Source organism: Aneurinibacillus terranovensis DSM 18919 (genome assembly GCF_000430625.1).
Classification (GTDB): Bacteria; Bacillota; Bacilli; order Aneurinibacillales; family Aneurinibacillaceae; genus Aneurinibacillus_B; species Aneurinibacillus_B terranovensis.
Map to the genome: position 1 here is coordinate 158,619 of NZ_KE387172.1, position 23,103 is coordinate 181,721.

A 23,103-nucleotide genomic window follows, 5' to 3' on the forward strand; every position below is an offset into this window, starting at 1 on the left:
GGTTATCATTCCACCTTTGTAAGTATAATCGAAGGCAGATACGCTTCAATTTTTTCCGGCGTGCAGAATCCTTCCGATAAGGCGGTTGCACTTCCAGCTGCCACCGCGTATAAAAATGCAGACGGGATGGGTACTTGTCCAGCGTGTTTGAATAAAAATCCCGCCACCACTGAGTCACCTGCTCCGATGGAATTGACAGGGTTGGCTTTTGGAATGTGAGCGATATAAGCTTCCGTCTCGTTGACAAATACCGCACCAGCGCCTGCCAGAGAAACAATAACATTCCGGGCGCCCATCGGCAGGGTTTTCCTTGCATACGCGATAGCTTGTTCCGGTGATTCGATTTTTACATTAAACAGTTCGCCAAGTTCATGGTGGTTCGGTTTGATTAAAAACGGCTGCTCGGCAAGCCCATTGCGAAGGGCTTCACCGCGGGCATCGAGAAAAATCCGGACGCCTTTCGGGCGAAGGGCGCGCATAATCCGCTCATAAATAGCCGGCTCCACACTTGCTGGAACGCTGCCTGAAAGAACGAGATAATCTCCTTCCGTAAGGCTGTTAAGCTGGTCAAAAAGAGCATCGATATCCTGCTTCGAGATAGCGGGAGAAGCCCCGGATATTTCGGTTTCCACAGGTATCTGGGCCTTAATGTTAATGCGGGAATCGCCTTCCACAGGCAGGAAACGTGTGGAGATGCCTGCATCTTTAAGCTTGTCTTCAATAAATCGCCCGGTGAACCCCCCGATAAAACCAAATGCTGTACTTTCTGTACCAAGATTTTTAAGCACCTGCGAAACGTTAATTCCTTTTCCTCCAGGCCTTTTCCACTCATGCTGGACACGGTTGATCGTGCCAACTTTGAAGGTGGGAAGTTGAATAAAGTAGTCGAGAGAAGGGTTTAGTGTCAGTGTGTAGATCATAAATTCACCACTTTGATGTTTGTCATATGTTTGTATTCCTGCAGCAAATCATCCAAATCGTCATTCGTAATAATCGTATGTTCAGATATATCCGCTACCTTAGCAAACGTAACCTGTGAAAACTTACTTGTGTCCGAAAGAATATAACTCTTATCCGAATGGGCCAAGGCCAGCTGTTTAATATAGGCTTCGCCAGGATCGGGTGTGGTAAGGCCGAAGCGTGTATCAATCCCGTTTATCCCAAGAAAGCATTTATCAAACCGGTACTGTTGAACGGCGGTAATGGCACCCGGGCCAATCATTGATAATGTAGACGGTTTCAAATCCCCGCCAAGCAGAATGGTTTTTATATTATGTGCGAGCAACTCGGTCGCTATGTTTAGCCCGTTCGTGACAGCAATGATATGTGCGGCGGACAGAAAGGGAACCATATGGAGAGTTGTTGTACCCGCGTCAATGAAAATGCAGTCCTTGTCCTTCACCAGCGAGGCGGCATACCGGCCGATAGCTGTCTTTTCCCGGTCATTTTTAGTCGTTTTTTCCCCGATGGTAGGTTCCTCGATTTTGCGGTGTAGGTATGTGGCGCCGCCGTGTACCCGTTTAAGAAGCTTTTTTTCCTCCAGTTCGCTTAAATCCCTCCGAATCGTTGATTCTGAAGCACCGGTTGCATCGACAAGCTCCTGAATTCGCACAACCGTTTTGTCCTGAACTAAGGAGAGTATAAGAAGATGGCGCTCCGGTGTAAGCAAATGGCCTTCTCCTCCTTTCGTGTCCGCATAAAGTTATTATAAGGTGCTTAGTACTGTTCTATTGCCTTTGTTTAGCGTTTACCCTGACAAGGGTTTTTATCGTCTGTAAATGAATTATAGAACTAAAAACAATTAATTTCAATCATAAATAATCAAAAAATGTCACAAACGCTCGAAAATAGTTAGGGATTGTGAAGAATTATTAAAAATTGTGAAGACAGTTTTTGGAGTATAATAGATAGTATAGGTTCAGCTACCGATTCCTGCGTTTATTTTAAGATTACTGAACCATGGACCAGCAAAGTAATCATAAGCTTAAAAACTATTTCCCCGCTTATTTACGATTAGCCGCGAAAACGCCCTTTTTCTTTAGAGAGGGATGAAAACTTTGGACAAGAAGGGGATCATCCCCTGCTACCGTCCGACTTTTTGTTTAAAACAGAACGAAAGTTTGGTGTACGAATCATGATTATTTATGGTACAACGAAATCGTAGAGGCTGTACGAAGTCTGGGTGGCGAAGCGAATGAATCGAGAAGAATTAGCGATCAAATCTGAACCATGGAGGCGATGCTGAGTGAAACACGCCAGACCGAAATCACAGGAATTGGTTTCGTGGGAAAATAATCCTTCTTTGTTCCAAAATGAAATTCGCCTTATTTTACGTGCTGCCGATGATATCATCGCTTCAGGAGGACGGACTCTTCTTTCCAAAATTCTAAAAGGCTCGAAAGAAAAGAAATTACTTGAGCTTGGACTTGAAAAGAACCCGTCTTACGGTTGTTTCCGGTCACTGACGATGGCTGAAATTATGGGTAAAATCGACTGGATGATTGATCATAACTTCTTGGAAATTCAGTATAGCGGTAAACTCCCCATGATTGTTTTCACGGAACGGGGATGGACCATCGAACGGGACCAATACGCGGATGAACTGCTTCATGAATGGGACCAATGGATAGCCGACGGGATTACCGATGTAAACATGGAATATTTAAAGGATAGGAATAGGGGAATGATCCTGCTGTTCCTGCAAAAAATCAAAAACACAGGGAATATAAAATACCTTCCATTTCTAAAGCAGTGGGAAAAAACTGATTACAAAAAAGTACGGCAAATAGTCGGAAAAGTGATCGACCATCTTGAGCAACAAAGAGAAATCAACACCAAGGCTATGGCAGAGATGAAAGAGGAGGTAACTAAAGCGTTCGAGTTCACGCCTAACGAACCTGAAATATTAAAATGTTGGGAATGTGGTGAACGGTTCATTTTTACCGTGGAGGAAGAAAAATTTTTCAAATTGCGTGGTTTTGTTCCGCCTAAACGATGCCCGGCGTGCCGCGAGAAAAAGCGGTTAGAGGAATTGGGGGTTGGGGATGAGCTCGAGTTTGACGAATAAAAGGAAAAAATCATCTGTCCCACGGCACAAACGATTGAACCGGGCGAGCCGACTGCAGGCCGCAAAACAATGGATTCTCAACTACAACGGAAAAAACATTATACGAGGGTACAAGAACCATTTTGGTGTGGACCTGGCATGCGCTCTTCATGAACTTGAAATGCTTGGAATTCAGCTTTCAGCCGATTACATCAACCAGATAAAACGGAGTGAGGAAGCCCGGTTGCAGAATAGGCAGAAACATAAGTTAATAAAGCAGAAAACATTTGTGGAACAGTTACCTGGTTCGGATGATGTTTATTACTTTATTGCCGGCTATACCGAGAATGAATTCTCATATGGGATTACATGGGATGATAATTTTTTTGACTTAATATGAATAAGCAGGGGGAAGAAGTAATTAATGAAAGTTTGAGAAGGAGGATGGATATGGTAAAAATAGATTACAAAAAAGAGTTGAAAAATCTCTATAATAGCCCGAAACAAAAAAATATAATGGTTGAGGTTCCTGAAATGAACTATGTAATGATTGATGGCGCAGGAAACCCCAATACTTCACCAGATTATAAGGACGCTGTGGAAGCATTGTTTTCGGTATCGTATGCAGTTAAATTCCTGTCTAAAAATAGGGGAACAGATTACATGGTATTGCCTTTGGAAGGTCTCTGGTATGCGGATGATATGAATACATTTGACCCCGATGACAAGAATAGCTGGAAATGGACTATGATGATCATGCAGCCCAACCACATCACAAATGGAATGGTTGAGACTGCAATGGAAGTCGCTCAGAAAAAGAAAAATCCAAGAGCGCTTTCAAAAATCAGATTTGAAAGCTACGTCGAGGGTTTATCCGCTCAAATTTTGTATATAGGTCCGTACGCTAATGAACATCCTACGATAATGAAACTCCATGATTTTATTCGCGAGAACGGGTATAGTCGTAAAGGACACCACCATGAAATTTATCTAAGTGATCCAAGAAAAACTCACCCGGAAAAATTAAAAACAATTTTAAGGCAGTCGGTCCAATAACTCCAGAGAATCTAATGTTTGCAAACAGGGCAAACTAACCTTCGGAGGTGATCACCGTGTCGAAACGAGTGAAATTTAATTTGAACCGTGAAGGTGTCCATCAGCAAACGAATCAGGCGTCCCCCGGGAAACTAGACAGTGAATTTGCAAGTGAGACTGATACCCAGGCAGTTCGGCTGGCCAAAAGCAGGGCTCTTGATAACCAACCGGAACCGCCAAAGAAATAATTTTCAGGGGACAATGTAAATGGATGATACCTCGTGGCTTTGATGGTTACGAGGCATCAGTCCGACTTCATATTTTTGGTCCATAAAGCTGATGCATCCAGATTTATCTACCTTCCGTGTCTCACAATGCAGGAAAGCATTGGCCAATGCATCCGGATCGATAAAGCGAAGAGCTTTCCTGTCACTTCGGAATGCGGATTCTTTGCTTTTCCGGCATCAAGGCCCTCGGTTAGTAGAGATTCAATAAGTTGGTAGCGCTGTGCAGCTGTTTCTTCTGCTTTTTTCTGATCTCTCATGATAACACTCCTCTCTTTAGACAACCAACCCAGTAATCTACGAAACTTTTAAACCAGTCAAACCACCGGAATAAAGTAGATTCATCTGCAGGAACATCATGATGAGAAGGTCTCGACAGAACCATTTCAATGCATGATGATTCGTACCGCTTGTAAGGCACCAGAAAGTACGGTAATTCATGATGAATCTTCCCACAAAGATTACAGCTAAGACGACGAATATTATAAACCTTTGTCTCCCCTGATCTTTCTTTACATTTCCGGTTTCTCGTTCCGATGATCCTCATGTTTTTTCGACAACAAGGAGAAGGGATTCTCCCCGCACCCCTAACGAAAAACGCCCGTAAGGGTGCTTTCAATTAGTTTGTAATTTGATACAATAACCATAATTGTTTTTTTTGTGGGATCGTCTCCTGTGTAACTGTGGGCAAGTTACACAGGAGACGTCTTTTTCCTTTCTCCGGAATGATACGAGGACATGATACGCGTCAACTTTTAGTCATTTTGGGGTATCAATAACAACAGTAAATATAATAGTAATTTCATTTTCACCCTTTAAATCATTCCAAATATATTTTGTTTTCATCATAACTTCTCTACCTCGTACTCGTCCAAAATATTAACGAAATAATCCGAAATGTACAATTAGTGAACGATAAAACCTGTTAAGAACGAGGAATAGGTAGTGTTTTAAGGTTGGCATGCATATTGCACTACATAGCCGCAGGGTAATAGCAAAGGAGGAGATATAGGATGGAGGAACTTTGAATAAAAGGAAATGAAAGTACTTTCTTTTATACATAAATAAGTGATCAAGAAAAAGAGAACTAGTTCGGTTTATCTTAGGGGAGGTTGCTATGGTAAAGTATATTGCAAATTTAGGTATAAAAACAAAAATAATCGCTTCCTTTCTTTTTATTCTACTTCTTCCAAATCTGACGATAGGGTATTTTTCTTATTACACACTCAAAGCGAATGTAGAACAACAAATTATAAATAGTGCAAGCGGGAATATAGAGTTGCTGAATAATAGTGTTAACGAGATGATAAACAACGCAATGAATGGGACAAACTTTTTGGCGAAAAGCATTCAGGCGGGTACGATTACAAACCCCAATGATGTATACGTTAATTCACTACTTAACCGATTCAAAAATGAACAACCTCAATTAGGGGACATATATATAGGGACGGAAGCGGGGTTGTTTATTCATGCACCCAAGTTGAAAATGCCAAAGGATTATGATGCAAGAAAAAGACCGTGGTATCAAGGGGCGATGCAACGAAAAGGGCAAGCTGTGATTAGCGATCCGTATATTTCAAAAACGACAGGCAATATCGTTATCACGATTTCTAAAGTGACAAGTGACGGAAAAGGCGTCGTAGGGGTAGATCTTAGCTTAAAAGCTCTTTCTGATCTTGTGAAAAAGATTCAGGTTGGAAAAAAAGGCTACGCTTTTGTCTTTGACGCGAAGGGTAAAGTCCTTGTCTATCCGAATGTAAAAGCAGGAGAGGATGGAAAAATTGAATCCGGGTTACAATCAATGTTTCAGTCTGAATCCGGACAATTTCAATACAAATATAACGAGCAAACCAAAAAGGTAGTGTTTACTACCAATTTATTAACCGGTTGGAAACTTGGCGGAACGATATTTTTGCAAGAAATTACAGATACAGCGAAACCCATTTTTTATAAAACAGCAATGATGATTGTTATCTCGATTTTAGTAGGGAGTTTATTAGCATACATGATTGTCCTCTCTATCGTTCGATTGTTAAAAAAATTGGTGGAAGCGTCAGAGAAAATTAGTAATGGAGATTTAACAGTAATACTTGAGGTCAAGTCCAATGATGAATTAGGACAGTTGGGTAAATGTTTTAATAAAATGAGCGAATCCCTGCGTTCTATGGTTACTCATGTGAATGAAACCGCGGAACAATTGGCGGCTTCTTCTGAAGAATTGACCGCGAGCTCAGAGCAAACAGGGAAGGCAAGTGGAAATATTGCCGAAACCCTTCAGGAAGTGGCGGTCGGTGCTCAAACACAGTCGCATCGACTAAATGAAAGTACACAAATTGTAAAGAAAATGTCCGACGCGATTACTCATATTGCTGCCAATACACATAATGTTTCCAAATCTGCGGTGGAAGCTTCTACCGCATCCTTAAAAGGGAAGCAGGAGATTAAAAGCGTTTCCGAACAAATGACCACTATTTATGAGACCATCGAACAAATTGACCATATGATCAAGAGGTTAGGAGAGCGTTCAAAAGAAATTAGTACTATTGTTGCGCTTATTACTGGCATTGCGGATCAGACAAATTTGTTATCCTTAAATGCGGCAATTGAAGCGGCTCGCGCGGGAGAACATGGGAAAGGATTTGCAGTTGTGGCTGATGAAGTTAGAAAACTGGCTGAACAAGCAAGTTTTTCTTCACAACAAATTGCAGACGAAATTCATACGATCCAAAAGGAAATAGAAGAAGCGGTAAAATCTATGGAAAAAGGGACGATGGAAGTTGCAGAAGGAATGAATACAGTTTCCATTGCCGGAAACTCGTTTGAGAAAATCTACGAAGTTGTGAATATGGTAACCAGTCAAATAGAGGAAGTATCCGCCTCTACCGCCGAATTGTCTGCTAATGCAAAACAGTTTGCTATCTCTATGGACGAAATTGACTACATTACAGGGACTACAGTCGCCAGTGTTCAACATATATCCGCTGCAACGCAAGAACAATTGGCATCAGTAGAGGAAATTGCTTCTTCCTCTGCCTCTCTTTCACATACAGCGGAAGAATTACAAACATTGATTAAGAAGTTTAAAATATAAAAAGTTCCCCATCCAAGCGGGAGAAAGGGTATTATCCCTAGCCTTTGCTTCGTAAATATTCAATGACCTTTGGAACTTTTGTTAACGTGAACGATTAACATGCTTCTGTTGAAGAAGTGGTAAGGCCTAGAAGAAAAGCAGAATTAGCAATTGGGCGACTTATCCTGTAAAATGATAAAATAGTGAAGTTATATGACGTACATACATGGAGGTACTACATGAAAAAAGGCTTGATTAGTATGGAAAATGGTGACCAAATCACAATTGAATTCTTCCCGAATGAAGCGCCGAATACGGTAGCGAACTTTGAAAAATTAGCGAATGAAGGGTTTTATAATGGCCTTACATTTCACCGTGTCATTCCGGGATTTGTTGCACAGGGAGGCTGCCCCCATGGCACCGGAACAGGCGGAGCCGGGTATACGATTAAATGTGAGACAGAAGGAAACCCGCATAAACATGTCGCAGGCTCATTATCGATGGCCCACGCGGGACGTGATACCGGAAGCAGCCAGTTCTTTATTGTACATGAACCGCAACCCCATTTAAACGGTGTGCATACGGTTTTTGGCCAGGTTATTGAAGGTATGGACAATGTGTACAAAATTAAGCAAGGCGATAAGATGAAAGAAGTAAAAGTCTGGGAAGAATAGATTGAATGTGTGATAAAAAGCTGATGATTGTCTCCGTATTAGAGGCGTCATCGGCTTTTTTACCGTTAAAGAAAGTATAAACTCTCTTACACGCGACAATTTTATAAAGGAAACGGAAGTTTAGCCGGCATCATCCTTTAACGGATTAATAACTACAAGTGGATCAAGAGAAAATATGAAATATTGGTTCCCGGATATATGCCGATGCGGTGCAGTTCGTACGGGCCTTGTTGTACATAGTTGGAATTTCCGAATTTTGTTGTAAACGCCAGACCATACCCTGCCTGTTGAACCAATTTTACCGCTTCAGCCGAGTACTCTCCATACGGATAACAAAAAGCTTCAACCCGTTTGTGTAAATGAGATTCCAATATTTTTTTGGATAGCATAATTTCATTTTTTAAAGTAGAAGGCGGGAGTTTCTTCAAGTTAGGATGACTAATGGTATGGGATTCGAAGTCGATTAACCCGCTTCGCTGCATCGTGTTCATCTGTGACCAGGTTAAATACGCCGGATAACGGCTAATTGTATTCGTGATAACAAAAATGGTGGCTTTGACCCTGTATTTTTTTAATATGGGATACGCATACGTGAAATTGTCTTTATACCCGTCATCGAGTGTGAGAAGAATTGGCCGTTTCGGAAGCGGAGTTCCTCTTTTTAAAGCGTTCTGCAGTTCGGTTGTTGTGATGGGAGTATACCCTTTTTTAAGAATCGTTCGTATATGTTCTTCAAACTCCAGCGGAGAGATGCGAAATTTATTTGTCGGTTGGGGCGCAATCGAGTGATACATGAGCACGGGTATGAGATTTCGTTGATTTTTTTTCATCATTAAGGCAGAAGCTCTGCCCCGCTTCATCGCTGTATTTGGTCTTGCTTTAATTATCTTAGCTTGCCGAGGTTGTGTTACACGAGGAACCCCCTTTTGTGATCCCTGATGCATGTCTTGATTAGAATTGTAAAGCATGTGTTCATGCGTACTTGGGTGCTGGGAATGACGCCCTGGGTGATGTGTATCAGGATGCAGGTCAGAGTTTGCCGCTGGATATGTACCCGGGTGTGACCCGGGATATGCTGACTCATGTGTATCCTGTAGCGAAGGAGAGGTTGTTGAGCAGGCAGTAAAAAGCAGGCAGTATAATGCGATAACAATGGAGCGTGTGTTTTTTTTAATCATTTTCTCGAACCTCCCGTGAAATCTTCATACGTTTAATGTAAGAAACAAGCAAGGTTTATATGAGTTGAAATCATTACCATTGCCTTTTCAAAAGTTAGACCGGATCCTTCCAAATTTGAGATTTTTCTCGCACCCACAGGGTACATATGATAAAATTAAATGCAGCTTTATTCGGAGAAAGGGGAACCTTCTTTGTTTAATTTTGATTGGAATAGCCTCCTATATCGTGTGATTGCTTTTGTCATTGCTTTTTCGATTCATGAATGGGCACATGCCTTTGTTGCGTATAAGCTCGGCGATAACACGGCCAAAAATCAGGGGCGTCTGACATTGAATCCGTTAAGTCATCTGGAGCCGATTGGACTGCTTATGATCCTCTTCGGCCCGTTCGGCTGGGCGCGTCCTGTCCCGGTGAACGCGTTTTATTTTAAAGGGAACCGGCGGTTGGGTATGGTGCTCGTGTCCGCGGCGGGGCCGGTTACGAATCTGATTCTAGCGTTGCTGTTTTATAAAGCAGGCGGCATTCTTTTAAATTCGTCGATAATGGCCACGTGGCCGGATTGGGCGTCCTTGCTTACGATTGATATCATCAGATGGAGTTTTTTCATAAATGTCGCTTTATTTGTGTTTAATCTGCTGCCTATTTCACCGCTTGACGGTTCGCAGATTCTCCGTTATTTATTGCCGCGCCGTTTTGACGGTTTCTTTGACAAAATTGAACCATATGGCACGTTTGCGCTGCTTCTGATGATCTTTATTCCAAGTGTGGGTAACATCATCCTGAGCGGGCCTTACATCTGGGTGCAGCATATGATCATGCGGATGTTAGGGTAGAAAGGAGGGGGCTATGATGACCGTTGATATTAAGTTGGATATGTTTGAAGGCCCCCTTGATTTGCTGCTTCATTTGCTCGAGCGGTCGGAAGTTGATATTTACGATATTCCAATCGCCGATATAACCGACCAGTACATGCGCCATATTTATGTCATGCAGGAACTCCAGCTTGATATTGCTAGCGAATTTCTGGTGATGGCAGCGACTCTTCTGGCTATTAAGAGCAAAATGCTGCTTCCCCAGCGTCTGGAAACCTCTGATGATTATCTGCTGGATATGGAGGAAGAACCGGAAGACCCTCGTGAAGAATTAGTGCAGCGCCTGCTGGAATACCGAAAATATAAAATACTGGCCGATACACTGCGTGAAATCGAAAGCGTCCAGCGCCAGATTTATACCAAATCCGCGGAGGATTTGTCGGGTTTTCTAAAATCCGAGGATGAAAATCCCGTCGCCAATGTGACATTGTATGACCTGGTTGAAGCCCTGCAAAAAACATTGAAACGCGTAAAAAAGGCGGAGCAAAAGGCAATGGTACGACGGGATGAGATTTCGCTTACGGAACGCATGAATGATATTGAGACCATGCTTTCGATTAGCGGCGGGCGCCTTTATTTTACAGATTTATTTGCAGACCATCACTCTAAAACAGAAGTAGTTACAACCTTCCTTGCTATTCTCGAACTGATGAAGAAACGGACGATTTGGTGCGAGCAGGATGGATTGTTTCTTGATATTGTTGTCACGCTGCAGGGGGATTCGATTACGAATGATTGATGTTGAACGATTAAAAGCCATCGTAGAGGGTTTGTTATTTGTAGCGGGTGATCAGGGGATTGAGGTTAAGCAATTGGCGGCGGTGCTGAGTCTGGATGCGGATGAAGTCATAGCGTTAATGGATGAAATAAAGCGGGATTACATAGAACAAAATCGCGGGTTGCAAATTGTGGAAATTGCGCAGGCGTATCACTTTACAACGCGCCCGGAATTCGCTGAGTACTTTGAGAAGCTGGCACAGACTCCTTCCCATGCTACTCTTTCACAGGCTGCCCTTGAGACGCTGGCAATCATTGCCTATAAGCAGCCGATTACGCGAATGGAGATTGAAGAAATTCGGGGGGTAAAGTGTGAGCATGCGATCAGCACTCTTTCCGGAAAACATTTGATCCGTGAAACAGGCCGGGCTGAGGCGGTGGGACGGCCCATTCTCTATGGGACAACGAAGGAATTTCTTGAGTACTTTGGATTGCGAAGCCTTGATGAATTGCCGCCGGCGCCGGAGTTTCCTGTTGAGGAAGAACTGGTTGACGAGTATTTGTTTGCGGCTTCTCCAACCGAGGAAACGATCGGGGAATAATTTTATTTTACTATATGTCTAACACTCTTCGCGTACTGGAAAGAGTGTTTTCTTTTCGCAAATATAATAACGAACGAAATGAGGCGAGCGAATGAGTGATATCACTGTACGGGTCCGGAATGTATCTAAACGTTTTGGTGATTTTTATGCCGTCCGTAACGTGAATTTTGAAGTGCAGCGCGGGGAATGCTTTGGGTTATTGGGACCGAACGGGGCTGGAAAATCAACCACGATTAAAATGATGACCACCCTTCTGCCCATTGATGAAGGCGATATCGAGATTGCCGGGTATCATTATGCGAAGAACCCGACCCGCATTCGGGAATCCATTGGGTACGTACCGCAGATGCTTTCTGTGGACGGAACATTAACAGGCTATGAAAATTTGCTCTTATTCGCCAAACTGTTTGGCCTGCAAAAGAAAGAAAGGGAGCGGCGGATTGAGGAAATTTTGCAGCTGATTGACCTGGAAGAAGCGGCAGACCAGCCTGTGAAGAGCTATTCAGGAGGAATGATCCGCCGGCTTGAAATTGGGCAGGCGATTTTACACCGTCCCCAGGTTCTGTTTCTTGACGAACCAACCGTGGGATTAGACCCGGTGGCGCGCAGAGGGGTGTGGGAGCATATTGAAAAACTACAGCATGAGCACAATATGACGATAATCCTTACGACCCACTATATGGATGAAGCCGAATCACTTTGTTCGAGGATCGCAATGATGAACAAAGGGCAGATTGCGGCGCTCGGAACGATTGAAGAACTTCGCGAGCAGATGGGCAAGCCGGATGCGACGATGGACGATATTTTCGCCTATTTTGCCGGCCATTTTGACAATCAGGAGGGGGGAATGAAAAATGTCGCTCGAAGCCGCCGTACAGCAAAGAGACTCGGATAAAGGACGAAATCGCTTTCTGCTGTATTTTTATCATGTATGGACGATCATTGAAGTAGAGGCAAGGAAACTTCGCAAAGATCCGTCCGAACTAATCATGCGGGGGATTCAGCCCGCCCTGTGGCTGCTTATTTTTGGGCAGACGTTCAGCCGAATCCGCGCGATTCCTACAGGAAGTGTTAGCTACAAGGCTTTTTTGACGCCCGGGATTCTGGCCCAATCCATCACATTTATTTCAATTTTTTACGGCATCACGATTATTTGGGAGCGCGACATGGGGCTGCTGCATAAAATCCTGTCTACACCGATTCGTCGTTCCGCATTTATTCTCGGCAAGATGCTGTCCGCCTCCCTGCGCTCTTTTAGCCAGGCGGTAATTATCCTGATACTGGCTGTCATTCTTGGAATCCATTTAAACTTCTCTGTCGTTCATATCATCGGCGTATTGTTCACGGTCATCCTCGGGGGCACCTTTTTTTCTGGTATGTCCATGGTGATCGCATCGCTTATGCGTACCCGTGAACGCATGATGGGCATCGGCCAGTTGATCACGATGCCGCTTTTCTTCTCATCCAATGCATTGTATCCGATTTCAATTATGCCTGGCTGGTTGAAAGTAGTGGCCATGATTAACCCGATGAGCTACCTGGTCGACGGGCTGCGCAACCTTTTGCTTTCGGTAGGAGAAACCCACCTTCTGTTTGATTGGGGCATACTCATTGTTGCGTCGGGACTCATGCTGCTGTTAAGCAGTGTTTTATTTTCCCGTATACTGAATAGTTAATCATTTACGGTTACTGAATCGTTAAGGTCGAGACAGACCCAAAGTTGTAAAAAAAAGTATAGCTCCTCATTTGAGGACGAGCCACTTTTTGAATAGGATACCTTTGCAGGTAGCTGTTCGGTTAGGCGTTCGTCCCTTTTTTATTTGGGGACTCGCCAGTGGGAGTCAGCAGCACCTCCTTACAAGGAAAGACTTTGCAAAAAATAAAAATGATCATTCCATCACATCCGTTGACATACTCTTGACATAAACAAAAAGTATGATAGATTCGGTTGATTTTTTGTTACTTTTGGAGGAATGGACATGAGAAAAGGGATGGTTTTATCTTCCGCATTATGGATGACAGCAGCCGTGTTTTTTTTGCCGGCATGCTCCGCAAAACCGACGGCCGCTAAAAAAAACAGTCAGGCAATTCCTGTGGTAACCTCTGTAGTCAAAGTAGGGAACCTTACAGATCAGGTTATTCTTAACGGGCAGTGCAGCCCGGCTTTATTGACGAAAGTTACGTCGAAGCAAAGCGGTAAAGTATCCCAGGTGTATGTGCAGATGGGGGATGTGGTTCATGTTGGACAGCCTCTCATACAATTAGACACTTCAGATTTGCAGATTCAGTTGGAACAGCAGCAGGCGGCTCTCCAGGTCGCACAGGCGCAGGCGGAAAAAGCCAAAGTGGAGGCGCAAAGGAGCTTTACACAATCGAACAACAGCTGGTCGAAGGAAAAAGCAGCCGCTTATTCTACGTTAAATCAAGAAAAAGCGAATGTAGCAGATGCACAGTCGAAATTAAACCAAGATCAAGCGCTTTATGCCGAGGGAGCGATTCCAAAGCAGGACGTTGATAACGCCGCACTGACATTAAAAAACGCCCAAACAAGGTATGAAGCGGCACAGAAACAGTACCAGGTAGCATTGGCGGATCAGACGCCTTATGACCAGGAGTCGATCAATGTAGCCGAGGCGCAGGTTACACAGGCGCAGGCAAGTGTCGATTCCACCAAACACCTAATACAGGAAATGAGCATTACTTCGCCGGTTAACGGGATTGTCGTCTCCAGGGATGTGGAAGTGGGAGGGTTTTCCGGAACACAAGGGTCCGTCGTGACCATTGCACAATTGAATCCGATAAAAATCAACGTCAATGTTCCTGAATCACTCATCGATAAAATCCGGACGGGTTCCGCAGTCAGCATGACCATTCCGGCGATAAATCAACAACGTATGCAGGGAACCATTGCCAGGATTAACCCGGTAGAAGACAGCACAACAAAAACATATAATGTCGAGGTGGATGTCCAAAATAATAACCAGCAAATAAAGCCGGGCATGGTAGCACAGGTAACCGTGGGCGGTTTGCAGCCGAGACAGGCCATTGTGATTCCTGCCAACGCGTTAATTCAAACTCCCGATGGGCCAAAGGTATTCACTGTAGAAAACAATGTGGCACATCAACATCTTGTTAAAATTGGCGTAATGAAACCGGACGTGGTAGAAATTAAAGACGGCATACATACAGGGGATGTCCTCGTTACGCAGGGACAGGACTTCCTAAGCGAAGGAAAAACGGTAGAAATAACAGGGCCAGGCAAACAGGATCAGCACACGAAAGCAGGTAAATCAGGAAGGAAAAAGAGTGCACAAGGAGACCAATCGCAATGAAAATCGCTAATTTTTCTGTTGAACGCCCGGCAACGATCACTGTGATTATGATGCTCCTCCTGCTGCTTGGTTTTGTAGCGATCCCGCTCTTACGGGTTGATTTGTATCCGAATATGACCATTCCTGTGGCATCGGTCACGACCACGTGGCAGGGAGCCTCCCCGGAAGAAGTTGAGCAGCAGATCAGCAAGCCTATTGAAGCGGCGATGTCGACGGTTTCTAATGTTATGGAGGTTGATTCCCGCTCCAGGCAGAATTCCTCTCAGGTTACGGTCCGGTTTAATTACGGGGTAAACATGGACCAGGCCCTCCTATCGATGCGGGATAAAATGGAACGTGTCCGCCGAGGGCTGCCGCAGGACGCCGATGCCCCGACCATTACGAAAATGGACCCGAATAGCCGGCCGGTTATGACGCTTTCCCTTTCAGGTAATATTGACCCGCTGGAATTAAAACGTTTGGCCTCGGATGTAATTGAACCCCGCTTACAAACGGTGGACGGGGTGGCATCCACGAACGTTACGGGTGGAAGAACCCGGCAAATTGAAATCCAGCTCGACCCTGTAAAAATGCAGGGATACGGCCTGTCGATTACTCAAGTGGTTCAGGCCCTGCAGCAGGACAATATCTCCAATGACGGGGGATTGATTCAACAGGGAGATAAGCGGCTTAATTTACATATCAACGGTGACTTTTTAACTGTAAACGACATCGGAAATGTACCGATCCATACGGGAAGCGGGTCGAATGCATCCACTCTCTATGTGAAAGACATTGCAACGATTCAGGATACGTTTCAAGATGTCACCCAGATTGCGAGATTGAATAATAAAGCAAGCGTAAGCATCGATATTACAAAAGCGCCGGATGCCAATACGGTGCAGGTTTCGAAAAATGTCCAGCAGGTGATGGCCCAATTGAAGCCGCAGCTGCCGCAAAATACGAAATTGCTCGTTGTTACGGATCAAGCTAAGTATATTATCCAATCGATTACGACGGTCGTTCAACATACCGTAATAGGGGCTCTTCTGGCGATTGTCGTCCTGTTCCTGTTTTTACAAAGGCTCAGTACTACCTTAATCATCGGGATTGTTATCCCTATTTCTATCATCAGCACATTTTCGCTTATGTATTTTTCGAACCAGACGATTAATACCGTTACCCTTGGCGGTCTTGCGCTCGGCATGGGCTCACTCGTCGATTTTGCCATTGTTGTCATTGAAAGTATCTTCCGGTACAGCAACCAGGGGTACACCCCAAAAGAAGCAGCCAAGTTAGGGACTACAGAAGTGGGGGCAGCCGTGCTCGCATCCGCACTGTCACAAATCGCTGTATTCGCGCCGATTGTGTTCACGCAGGGCCTGGCTTCACAGATGTTCTCTCCGCTTGCGTTAACGGTCAGTTTTTCGCATATCGCCGCTTTGTTTGGCGCGCTTACACTCGTTCCTATGCTGTCATCGAAAATGATAAAAAGCATCGGGGAAAGCGAGAAAAAATCATTTTTTCAGCGTGGGATGGACCGGTTAAACCAGGCGTATGGAAAACTTCTCAGATGGGCGCTGCGCCACCGGAAAACAGTGATCACGGGTACCGTTATCCTGTTTGCGGCGAGTGCGCTGCTCATTCCTTATGTCGGGTTTGAATTAACCCCGAGCACCGACCAGGGGGAATTCACCGTTTCCATTCAAACCGCGTCCGGGACGAATTTGCAGACAACGGATCAGGTCGCCAGCAGAGTCGAGAATATCATCCGCAAAGTTCCTGAGGTTACAACGATCTTTACTCAGGTAGGAAGCGGTTCAAACAATTCCACCGACCAGGCGAACATTCATGTCACCCTTAAGCCGTTAGCTGAGCGGAAACGCTCGACAGACACTGTTGTCGAGGAGGTTCGGCAGAACGTCCGCTTTATCCCGGGGGCGAAAATTAACCTGTCCGCAGCTTCATCTACCTCATCTTTTGGACGAGGCGGATCGCCGATTCAGGTTCAAATCAGCGGGCAGGATATAAACATGCTGCAAAAATTGAGCACCAGTGTTGAAAAAGCAATTGCTACCGTCCGGGGGACGCGCAATATTCAGAATTCTTCCGACAGGCTTGTTCCACAATACCAGCTCAATATTGACCGGCAGCGCGCTTCCCAATACGGCCTGGCTGTCGGGCAAATCGCTTCTGCAGTACGGAATGCTTACCAGGGTGCGGTTGCTACTCAATTTCACGCGCTGGACAGTTCGATTGATATCATCGTAAAATATCCGAAAGCGTTCAGCCAGAACATTGATAACTTACCCAATTTAATGATACCAACCTCAAACGGAGGGGAAGTTGCCTTATCAGATGTCGCCACGGTGTCGCTCGGTACAGGACCATCCATGATCGAACGGATTAACCAGACACGCCAAATTACCGTTTCCGCGGATTTGTTTAATGCGAACCAGGGGCAGGTTCAGCAGCTGGTTGCCAATAAAATTAACAATTTACCGCATCCTGATGGGTATACGATTACCATGGGCGGTCAGACGAAAGATATCAACCAGTCATATACAAGTTTAGCGATGGCTATGCCGCTTGCGATCGTTCTGGTTTACTTTGTAATGGTGAGCCAATTTGAATCGTTTTTTAGTCCGTTCATCATTATGTTTTCTCTGCCGCCAACATTTATCGGAGCGATGCTCGGCTTAATTGTGACGAACCGCTCTTTAAGTGTTAATGCCCTGATCGGTGTGCTTATGCTGATTGGGATTGTCGTTAACAACGCGATTGTTCTTGTCGATTATACCAACCAGTTAATTAAAAGAGGCCTGACCCGCGATGAGGCCATATTACAGGCGGGGCCGGTCCGTTTGCGTCCGATTTTAATGACAACGGCAACGACGGTTTTGGCGATGCTTCCTCTCGTCATCGGTTTTGGCGAAGGAGCGGAAGCGCAGGCTCCTATGGCTACGGTTGTTGCCTTTGGCCTGACGTTTTCCACTCTCGTTACTTTAATACTCGTTCCTGTCGTTTATACGCTGTTTGATGATTTTGGGAATTTTATCAGGAGGTCATTTAAAAAAGCAAGTCCGCCAGCAGCCAAACATATAGATGTGGCGCCATAAATGTATCCTACAAGCACGGGAGAGCCCGTGCTTCTTCTTTTTTAGTTGAACGTATATTCCTGCATCATGCAGACAACGGATAAGGCCTGTCATACAACCCGTATACAAGCCATATAGATATACAAACAAGCTTGTAAAAGGGGGATAGGTTGTTGACGACTATTCGCTATCTTCTCATGTTCATTCTTATAGGAAGTTTGCTGGCAGCAGGGGTACCGAATAAGGGATACGCGGATGATACGGTGGCGCCGCCCCCGATTTCCGCCCAGACCGCGGCGCTTATCGACGTACAATCCGGCCGGATTCTTGCAGAAAAAGACGGCGATAAACGGATGCGCATTGCCAGTCTGACAAAGATTATGACAGCCATTGTTGCGATTGAGGAAGGGAATATCAACGACATTGTTACAACTCCTAACCATGCATCGGGTACGGAAGGTTCCTCCATTTATTTGAAGCGCGGCGAGAAAATGAAACTTGAGGATATGCTGTATGGACTTATGCTGCGTTCAGGGAACGATGCGGCGGTCGCGATCGCAGAGCATGTGGGCGGATCGGTAGAAGGATTTGTTCGGCTGATGAATGAAAAAGCGGAGTATATTGGAATGCAATCCACACATTTTATGAATCCGCACGGCCTTGATCACCCGGACCATTATTCAACCGCCAGTGATATGGCGCGCCTTACTGCGTATGCGCTGCGCAATCCTGTTTTTCAAAAAATCGTTGCTACCAAGGTTAAAATGATTCCATGGCAGGGGGAAGAGTGGGATCGCAAGCTTTTAAACAAAAATAAAATGCTTCGCCTGTATGAAGGGGCGGATGGAGTGAAAACCGGCTACACGAAACTGGCACGTCGCTGTCTGTCATCGTCCGCGACCCGCAATGGACAACAGTTGGCGATTGTCGTGCTGAATGCGCCGTCAGACTGGGAAGATTCTATGAACTGGATGGATTACGGGTTCGCCCATTATCCACGTACAGAACTTGTCCGAATGAACCAGCGTGTGGCGGAAGAAAAAACGGAGTCGGGAATCACGGCTTACTATAGCCTGCGGCCTTTTTTCTATCCTTTAACGGCGGATGAGAAGGGGAGGGTTCGCACTGAACTTGTAAAACAACCCTCGGGTCCTGTACTTGAGGTGCTTATAGACAGCCGGATTATCGGCCGTGTTCAGGTCAATGTTGTCCGGGAGACGATGGTGCAGGCAGTGGCAAGCCGGATCACGGATGAGTGGAAGTCGTTCTGGTACGTAATGCTGGGGGGTGTCTAAAGATGGTGAACCTAATCTGGGCGGGGATGATTATCATCGGGATCGGTTTTGCCGCTATCTCCGGCAATCCAGAAGCGATTAATAAAGCCGTGTTTGCCGGTGCGGAAACAGGGGTGACCGTAAGTTTCGGGCTGATTAGTATCCTTATTTTTTGGATGGGTGTAATGAAAGTGGCGGAAGACGCGGGAATACTCGATAAATTGTCCGGTTTGCTCAGCCCGTTTGCACGCTGGCTGTTTCCGACGGTTCCAAAAGAACACCCGGCTTTTGGCTACATTTTATCGAATATGAGCGCTAATTTACTCGGCCTTGGCAATGCGGCAACACCGATGGGGATCAAGGCGATGCAGGAATTACAGAAGCTCAACCCGGACCCCAAAACGGCAACACCCGGAATGTGTACGCTGCTTGCCTTGAATACAGCCAGTTTGACGCTTATTCCAACAACGATGATCGCAATTCGTATGAACTATAAATCAGCTAACCCCGCTGAAATCGTTGGCAGCACGTTAATGGCCACGTTCATTGCTACGCTTGGGGCGATCATGATCGACAAATGGTATCAGTACCGGGAGCGAAGGAGGGGATAGCCCATGTACGCGATTGTAACCCAGATTTCGATGTGGGCGATCCCTTTGCTTATTTCGTATGTACTCGTTTACGCCCTGTATAAAAAAGTCCCGGTGTATGAGTCATTCATTTCCGGAGCGAAAGGCGGATTTGGAACGGCCATTAAAATTATGCCGCATCTTGTTGGGATGATGGTGGCCATCACTGTCTTCCGTGAATCCGGAGCGATGGCAATGTTTTTAAACGTGCTCAAGCCTGTCCTTGTCATACTGCATTTTCCGCCTGAAATCGTTCCGCTTGCTCTTATGCGCCCGATAACAGGATCGGGTTCTCTAGCGATAACGACCGATTTGATTGCGAACCATGGGCCGGATTCGTTTATCGGCCGGTTGGCCAGCACGATTCAGGGCAGTACGGATACAACATTATATGTACTCACCGTCTACTTTGGCGCGGTCGGCATTCGAAACACGAAGTATGCGCTCAAGGTTGGGCTGCTGTCGGACCTTATCGGTGTGATTGCTTCTTTTCTTGTCGTCCTGCTCGTTTTCGGATAGAGCAAGCCCCGCGCGGACCATTAATTCATTAAATTCGTCAAAAAAATAGCACATACCACTTTTTTTAGTGTCCAACCATGGACAGTTGCCATGAGGTGTGCACGACTCCTTTCTGTCGAAAAGCAATAAGTCGAATGACCACGAGGCCATCCTATAAGGGGTGGCCTCCCGTTCGTCTGCATTCCTAATTATTTCGCTCCAACTTTGGAGTTCATCTACTGAGCTTGCTTACATCATCCCTTCAGTAGAAACTGGTTTCCATCTTCGTCTTTAAATTGCACGAAGGTACCCCATTGCATCGTATTTGGTTCTCCCAAAAACTCAACACCATTTGATTTCAATTTTTCGTAAGTACCCATTATATCCTCGCATTCAAAAACGATGGATGCTTTCATACTTTCCCAACCTTGCATCATAGCTTTTGGATAAATAACCAAATGGGTCTCAGCGCCTTTAGGTGCTACTTCAAGCCAATATGCATTTGGCCCCATCGGGTGCTCTGCGGTAACTTCAAACTCCATTTTGTTTGTCCAAAACTCTTTTGCTTTTTGTTGATCATCAACATATACTGCAACCGTTGCTATTTTTTTAATCATCAATTATCCTCCTTAATTTGTGCTTGCATTTGGAAGTTTATCAAAAACACTGCGATTTGTCTTAAAAAAATAACATACTTTTGCCTGTTACTCATCCTTTAGATATATCCATAATCCATTTTTCATAATCATTTGATGTGAGACCTGTCCTTTTCAAATTGCAATGGAGAAGCGGAGACTGTCTGTTCTTCGTCAAGTATGAGTGTAGCAGAATGAATCTTGGGGAAGTGTGCAACGGACCATTCCATTCACCGCTACTTATGTATCTTCTAATGCATCCTTTGCTCCAAACTGCCGGCGGACGGTATAATAAATGAAAGAAAAGACAAAGGTGGATAACATGGACAGATTACAAAAAGTCATGGCAGAAGCGGGAGTGGCTTCGAGAAGAAAATGTGAACAGTTCATTGCGGAAGGCAGGGTCAAGGTAAACGGAACGACGATTACTGAACTTGGATATAAAGTAGACCCGACCCGGGATGACATTGAGGTAGACGGAAAGAAAATCGAGAAAGAACGCACGGTATATTACCTGCTTAATAAGCCGACCGGTGTGATTACGAGCGTAAGTGACCCGCAGAAACGGAAAACGGTAATCGACTTAATGAAAGGGGTAAAAGAACGCATTTATCCCGTCGGCCGTCTGGATTATGACACTTCAGGGCTTTTGCTGCTTACGAATGACGGGGATTTTGCCAATCATATCGCCCACCCGAGTCACGAACTGGACAAGGTGTATGAAGCGACAGTGAAAGGGAGAATAGCCGAACCGGCGCTTGAACAACTGCGCAGGGGAGTCAGGCTTGAGGATGGAATGACTGCACCTGCCCTGGCAGAGTTCATCCGGTATCAGAAAAAAAATGACACCAGTATGATTCACCTGACCATTCACGAAGGAAGAAACAGGCAGGTACGCCGCATGTGTGAGGCGGTGGGGCACCATGTTGTACAGTTGAGAAGAATCCGGCTTGCCTTTCTTACGCTTGAAGGGACGGTCGAAGGAACTTATCGTTTGCTTACCCCGAGTGAAGTCAATCGTCTCCGCTCTATGTAGCAAAAAAAGCAAGCCGCCGTCAGGCAGAAGTCGCGGGGCGGCGGCTTGCCAGCGCCTTTGGCTTGGCACTAGCCAAGTTTTTTTCCCTATTCATTGTTTTATGCAGAGTCTACCAGAATATATCGGCGATTTCCGTTCGCTCCACCACTTCAAACAGTCCGTCTTTACTGGGGACGAGCAGGATAATCTGGCTATTCGTCAAGTTATATAAATCGCCTGTTACCTTCCGATCCGACGTTTGAATCGTGACGGTCGCATGGCGCTGTAACAGAGCGTTCCACTGGGTTTCAGTCGGCAACATTCCTTATTTTCACTCCTTAACAACAATTCTAGAATGAACCAATTTTACAACGTATAATTACAAATGTAAATAAATATTTATTCATCAAGTTTCGTTTTTTGTTTTCTTGGCAAACTTTTTCATGAACCTGACTTTAGCGTGCATGAAAACGAAATAATATTCATCTACTGTAAGAGTAAGGTTGATTCTCTCACTTTCACATAACGTTCATATTTAAAATGACATGCTATTTTCAATGAAGGTATAATGTTTATAGTTTAACCTTGATTTTACAATGATAATGGTAGCTTGGTGGTAAGGAGGGTGGCTATGAACGCGCACAAGGTGATGCGTAGTTCTATTCTGGCGGTCATCGCAATCGCGCTGGGGTGGACTTTTTATACTGCTTATATCAAAGACAAATCCACTGTGCAGCAGGGGAAACCCTCGCCTGATTTTGCCGCAAAAGTTGCGGGTACGGATAAGCAAATACAGCTTAGTGCCCTGAAAGGAAAAGGTGTAGTACTGAATTTCTGGGGTACCTGGTGCCCGCCCTGTAAGCAGGAAATGCCCAATTTTGAGAAAGCAGCCGGAGAATTTGCAAACAAAGGGGTTGTTATTATGGCTGTAAATGATGGGGAGTCGGAAGTTGCCGTCCGGTCATTTGCCAAACAGTACGGGTTAACTTTTCCGCTTGCCCTGGACCAGAGTCAGGATATCACGCGATTGTATCAAATAGGACCTCTGCCTACAACTGTTTTTATCAAACCGGATGGCACCGTATACAAAAAAGTTGAGGGAGGAATGACTCTGGACACGATGCGTGACAACATGCAGCAAATAGCTCCGTAGAAGAATTG

At 45.1% G+C, this 23,103-nt stretch carries 24 protein-coding genes and 1 pseudogene; 18 read left to right on the plus strand and 7 right to left on the minus strand.

Annotated elements, in window-relative coordinates; translation table 11 throughout:
• Positions 1 to 5: 5 nt before the first annotated feature.
• Together pfkB and H525_RS0117565 are read right to left on the minus strand one after the other, a co-directional pair.
• Positions 6 to 920, minus strand: coding sequence for a 1-phosphofructokinase (pfkB, locus tag H525_RS0117560; protein WP_027417248.1), 915 nt, complete (start codon positions 918 to 920; stop codon positions 6 to 8).
• The gene (locus H525_RS0117565; protein WP_027417249.1) at positions 917 to 1,669 is read right to left on the minus strand and encodes a DeoR/GlpR family DNA-binding transcription regulator; all 753 of its coding nucleotides are present in this window, start codon (positions 1,667 to 1,669) and stop codon (positions 917 to 919) included. The genes pfkB and H525_RS0117565 overlap by 4 nt, the downstream gene beginning before the upstream one ends.
• Positions 1,670 to 2,245: 576 nt before the next feature.
• Between H525_RS0117565 and H525_RS24635 the strand changes: the two genes are divergently transcribed.
• From H525_RS24635 to H525_RS27570, 4 genes are read left to right on the plus strand one after another with little or no spacing between them, the layout of a single operon-like run.
• Positions 2,246 to 3,067 (plus strand): RQC-minor-1 family DNA-binding protein, encoded by an 822-nt coding sequence (locus H525_RS24635; RefSeq protein WP_081413481.1) that lies wholly within the window; start codon positions 2,246 to 2,248, stop codon positions 3,065 to 3,067.
• Positions 3,045 to 3,446: a hypothetical protein gene (locus H525_RS24640; RefSeq protein WP_051331136.1), complete on the plus strand. Its 402-nt coding sequence runs from the start codon at positions 3,045 to 3,047 to the stop codon at positions 3,444 to 3,446. The genes H525_RS24635 and H525_RS24640 overlap by 23 nt, the downstream gene beginning before the upstream one ends.
• Before the next feature lie 50 nt (positions 3,447 to 3,496).
• The gene (locus H525_RS0117580; protein ID WP_027417250.1) at positions 3,497 to 4,102 is read left to right on the plus strand and encodes a GyrI-like domain-containing protein; all 606 of its coding nucleotides are present in this window, start codon (positions 3,497 to 3,499) and stop codon (positions 4,100 to 4,102) included.
• Between the two features lie 56 nt (positions 4,103 to 4,158).
• A complete protein-coding gene (locus H525_RS27570) occupies positions 4,159 to 4,329 on the plus strand; it encodes a gamma-type small acid-soluble spore protein (RefSeq protein WP_155837407.1) in 171 nt (56 codons plus the stop codon).
• Positions 4,330 to 4,386: 57 nt separating this feature from the next.
• Here the strand turns inward: H525_RS27570 and H525_RS29720 are convergent.
• Together H525_RS29720 and H525_RS28770 are read right to left on the minus strand one after the other, a co-directional pair.
• Positions 4,387 to 4,536, minus strand: a pseudogene (locus H525_RS29720) (transposase); the annotation flags it as partial.
• Positions 4,537 to 4,621: 85 nt separating this feature from the next.
• Positions 4,622 to 4,912 carry a DUF6431 domain-containing protein gene (locus tag H525_RS28770; protein WP_245590517.1) on the minus strand — a complete coding sequence of 97 codons (291 nt, stop codon included), beginning with the start codon at positions 4,910 to 4,912 and terminating at the stop codon, positions 4,622 to 4,624.
• Positions 4,913 to 5,482: 570 nt separating this feature from the next.
• Here H525_RS28770 and H525_RS0117600 point away from each other — a divergent pair.
• Positions 5,483 to 7,459 (plus strand): methyl-accepting chemotaxis protein, encoded by a 1,977-nt coding sequence (locus tag H525_RS0117600; RefSeq protein ID WP_027417252.1) that lies wholly within the window; start codon positions 5,483 to 5,485, stop codon positions 7,457 to 7,459.
• 218 nt (positions 7,460 to 7,677) lie between these two features.
• Positions 7,678 to 8,112 (plus strand): peptidylprolyl isomerase, encoded by a 435-nt coding sequence (locus H525_RS0117605; protein ID WP_027417253.1) that lies wholly within the window; start codon positions 7,678 to 7,680, stop codon positions 8,110 to 8,112.
• A gap of 152 nt (positions 8,113 to 8,264) precedes the next feature.
• Here H525_RS0117605 and H525_RS24645 read toward each other — a convergent pair whose 3' ends face one another.
• The gene (locus tag H525_RS24645; protein ID WP_081413482.1) at positions 8,265 to 9,290 is read right to left on the minus strand and encodes a polysaccharide deacetylase family protein; all 1,026 of its coding nucleotides are present in this window, start codon (positions 9,288 to 9,290) and stop codon (positions 8,265 to 8,267) included.
• A 159-nt stretch (positions 9,291 to 9,449) separates the two neighbouring features.
• Between H525_RS24645 and H525_RS0117615 the strand changes: the two genes are divergently transcribed.
• From H525_RS0117615 to H525_RS0117660, 10 genes are all read left to right on the plus strand, one after another.
• Positions 9,450 to 10,124, plus strand: a complete 675-nt coding sequence (locus tag H525_RS0117615) for a site-2 protease family protein (protein WP_035101801.1) — start codon at positions 9,450 to 9,452, stop codon at positions 10,122 to 10,124.
• A gap of 16 nt (positions 10,125 to 10,140) precedes the next feature.
• Positions 10,141 to 10,902 carry a segregation and condensation protein A gene (locus H525_RS0117620; RefSeq protein WP_027417255.1) on the plus strand — a complete coding sequence of 254 codons (762 nt, stop codon included), beginning with the start codon at positions 10,141 to 10,143 and terminating at the stop codon, positions 10,900 to 10,902.
• Positions 10,898 to 11,482 carry an SMC-Scp complex subunit ScpB gene (scpB, locus tag H525_RS0117625; protein WP_027417256.1) on the plus strand — a complete coding sequence of 195 codons (585 nt, stop codon included), beginning with the start codon at positions 10,898 to 10,900 and terminating at the stop codon, positions 11,480 to 11,482. The genes H525_RS0117620 and scpB overlap by 5 nt, the downstream gene beginning before the upstream one ends.
• Positions 11,483 to 11,573: 91 nt before the next feature.
• Positions 11,574 to 12,377, plus strand: coding sequence for an ABC transporter ATP-binding protein (locus H525_RS0117630; protein WP_027417257.1), 804 nt, complete (start codon positions 11,574 to 11,576; stop codon positions 12,375 to 12,377).
• Positions 12,337 to 13,158 (plus strand): ABC transporter permease, encoded by an 822-nt coding sequence (locus tag H525_RS0117635; RefSeq protein WP_027417258.1) that lies wholly within the window; start codon positions 12,337 to 12,339, stop codon positions 13,156 to 13,158. Before H525_RS0117630 ends, H525_RS0117635 begins: the two co-directional genes overlap by 41 nt.
• A 303-nt stretch (positions 13,159 to 13,461) precedes the next feature.
• The gene (locus H525_RS0117640; protein WP_027417259.1) at positions 13,462 to 14,814 is read left to right on the plus strand and encodes an efflux RND transporter periplasmic adaptor subunit; all 1,353 of its coding nucleotides are present in this window, start codon (positions 13,462 to 13,464) and stop codon (positions 14,812 to 14,814) included.
• Positions 14,811 to 17,912: an efflux RND transporter permease subunit gene (locus H525_RS0117645; RefSeq protein WP_027417260.1), complete on the plus strand. Its 3,102-nt coding sequence runs from the start codon at positions 14,811 to 14,813 to the stop codon at positions 17,910 to 17,912. Before H525_RS0117640 ends, H525_RS0117645 begins: the two co-directional genes overlap by 4 nt.
• Positions 17,913 to 18,064: 152 nt before the next feature.
• Complete coding sequence (locus H525_RS24650; protein ID WP_051331137.1) at positions 18,065 to 19,186, plus strand: D-alanyl-D-alanine carboxypeptidase family protein; 1,122 nt, start codon at positions 18,065 to 18,067, stop codon at positions 19,184 to 19,186.
• 2 nt (positions 19,187 to 19,188) lie between these two features.
• Positions 19,189 to 19,776: a nucleoside recognition domain-containing protein gene (locus H525_RS24655; RefSeq protein WP_035101861.1), complete on the plus strand. Its 588-nt coding sequence runs from the start codon at positions 19,189 to 19,191 to the stop codon at positions 19,774 to 19,776.
• 3 nt (positions 19,777 to 19,779) lie between these two features.
• The gene (locus H525_RS0117660) at positions 19,780 to 20,313 is read left to right on the plus strand and encodes a spore maturation protein (protein ID WP_027417261.1); all 534 of its coding nucleotides are present in this window, start codon (positions 19,780 to 19,782) and stop codon (positions 20,311 to 20,313) included.
• A 233-nt stretch (positions 20,314 to 20,546) separates the two neighbouring features.
• Here the strand turns inward: H525_RS0117660 and H525_RS0117665 are convergent, their stop codons facing one another.
• On the minus strand, positions 20,547 to 20,909 hold the full coding sequence (locus H525_RS0117665) for a VOC family protein (RefSeq protein ID WP_027417262.1): 363 nt from the start codon (positions 20,907 to 20,909) through the stop codon (positions 20,547 to 20,549).
• Between the two features lie 340 nt (positions 20,910 to 21,249).
• On the opposite strand from H525_RS0117665, the gene H525_RS0117670 reads away from it, so the two are divergent.
• Entirely contained in the window at positions 21,250 to 21,963 is a 714-nt protein-coding gene (locus H525_RS0117670; protein ID WP_027417263.1) for a pseudouridine synthase, read from the plus strand.
• Between the two features lie 109 nt (positions 21,964 to 22,072).
• Here the strand turns inward: H525_RS0117670 and H525_RS0117675 are convergent, their stop codons facing one another.
• Positions 22,073 to 22,264 (minus strand): hypothetical protein, encoded by a 192-nt coding sequence (locus tag H525_RS0117675; protein WP_027417264.1) that lies wholly within the window; start codon positions 22,262 to 22,264, stop codon positions 22,073 to 22,075.
• A 309-nt stretch (positions 22,265 to 22,573) separates the two neighbouring features.
• Between H525_RS0117675 and resA the strand changes: the two genes are divergently transcribed.
• Positions 22,574 to 23,095: a thiol-disulfide oxidoreductase ResA gene (gene resA, locus H525_RS24660; RefSeq protein WP_035101805.1), complete on the plus strand. Its 522-nt coding sequence runs from the start codon at positions 22,574 to 22,576 to the stop codon at positions 23,093 to 23,095.
• Positions 23,096 to 23,103: the final 8 nt, after the last annotated feature.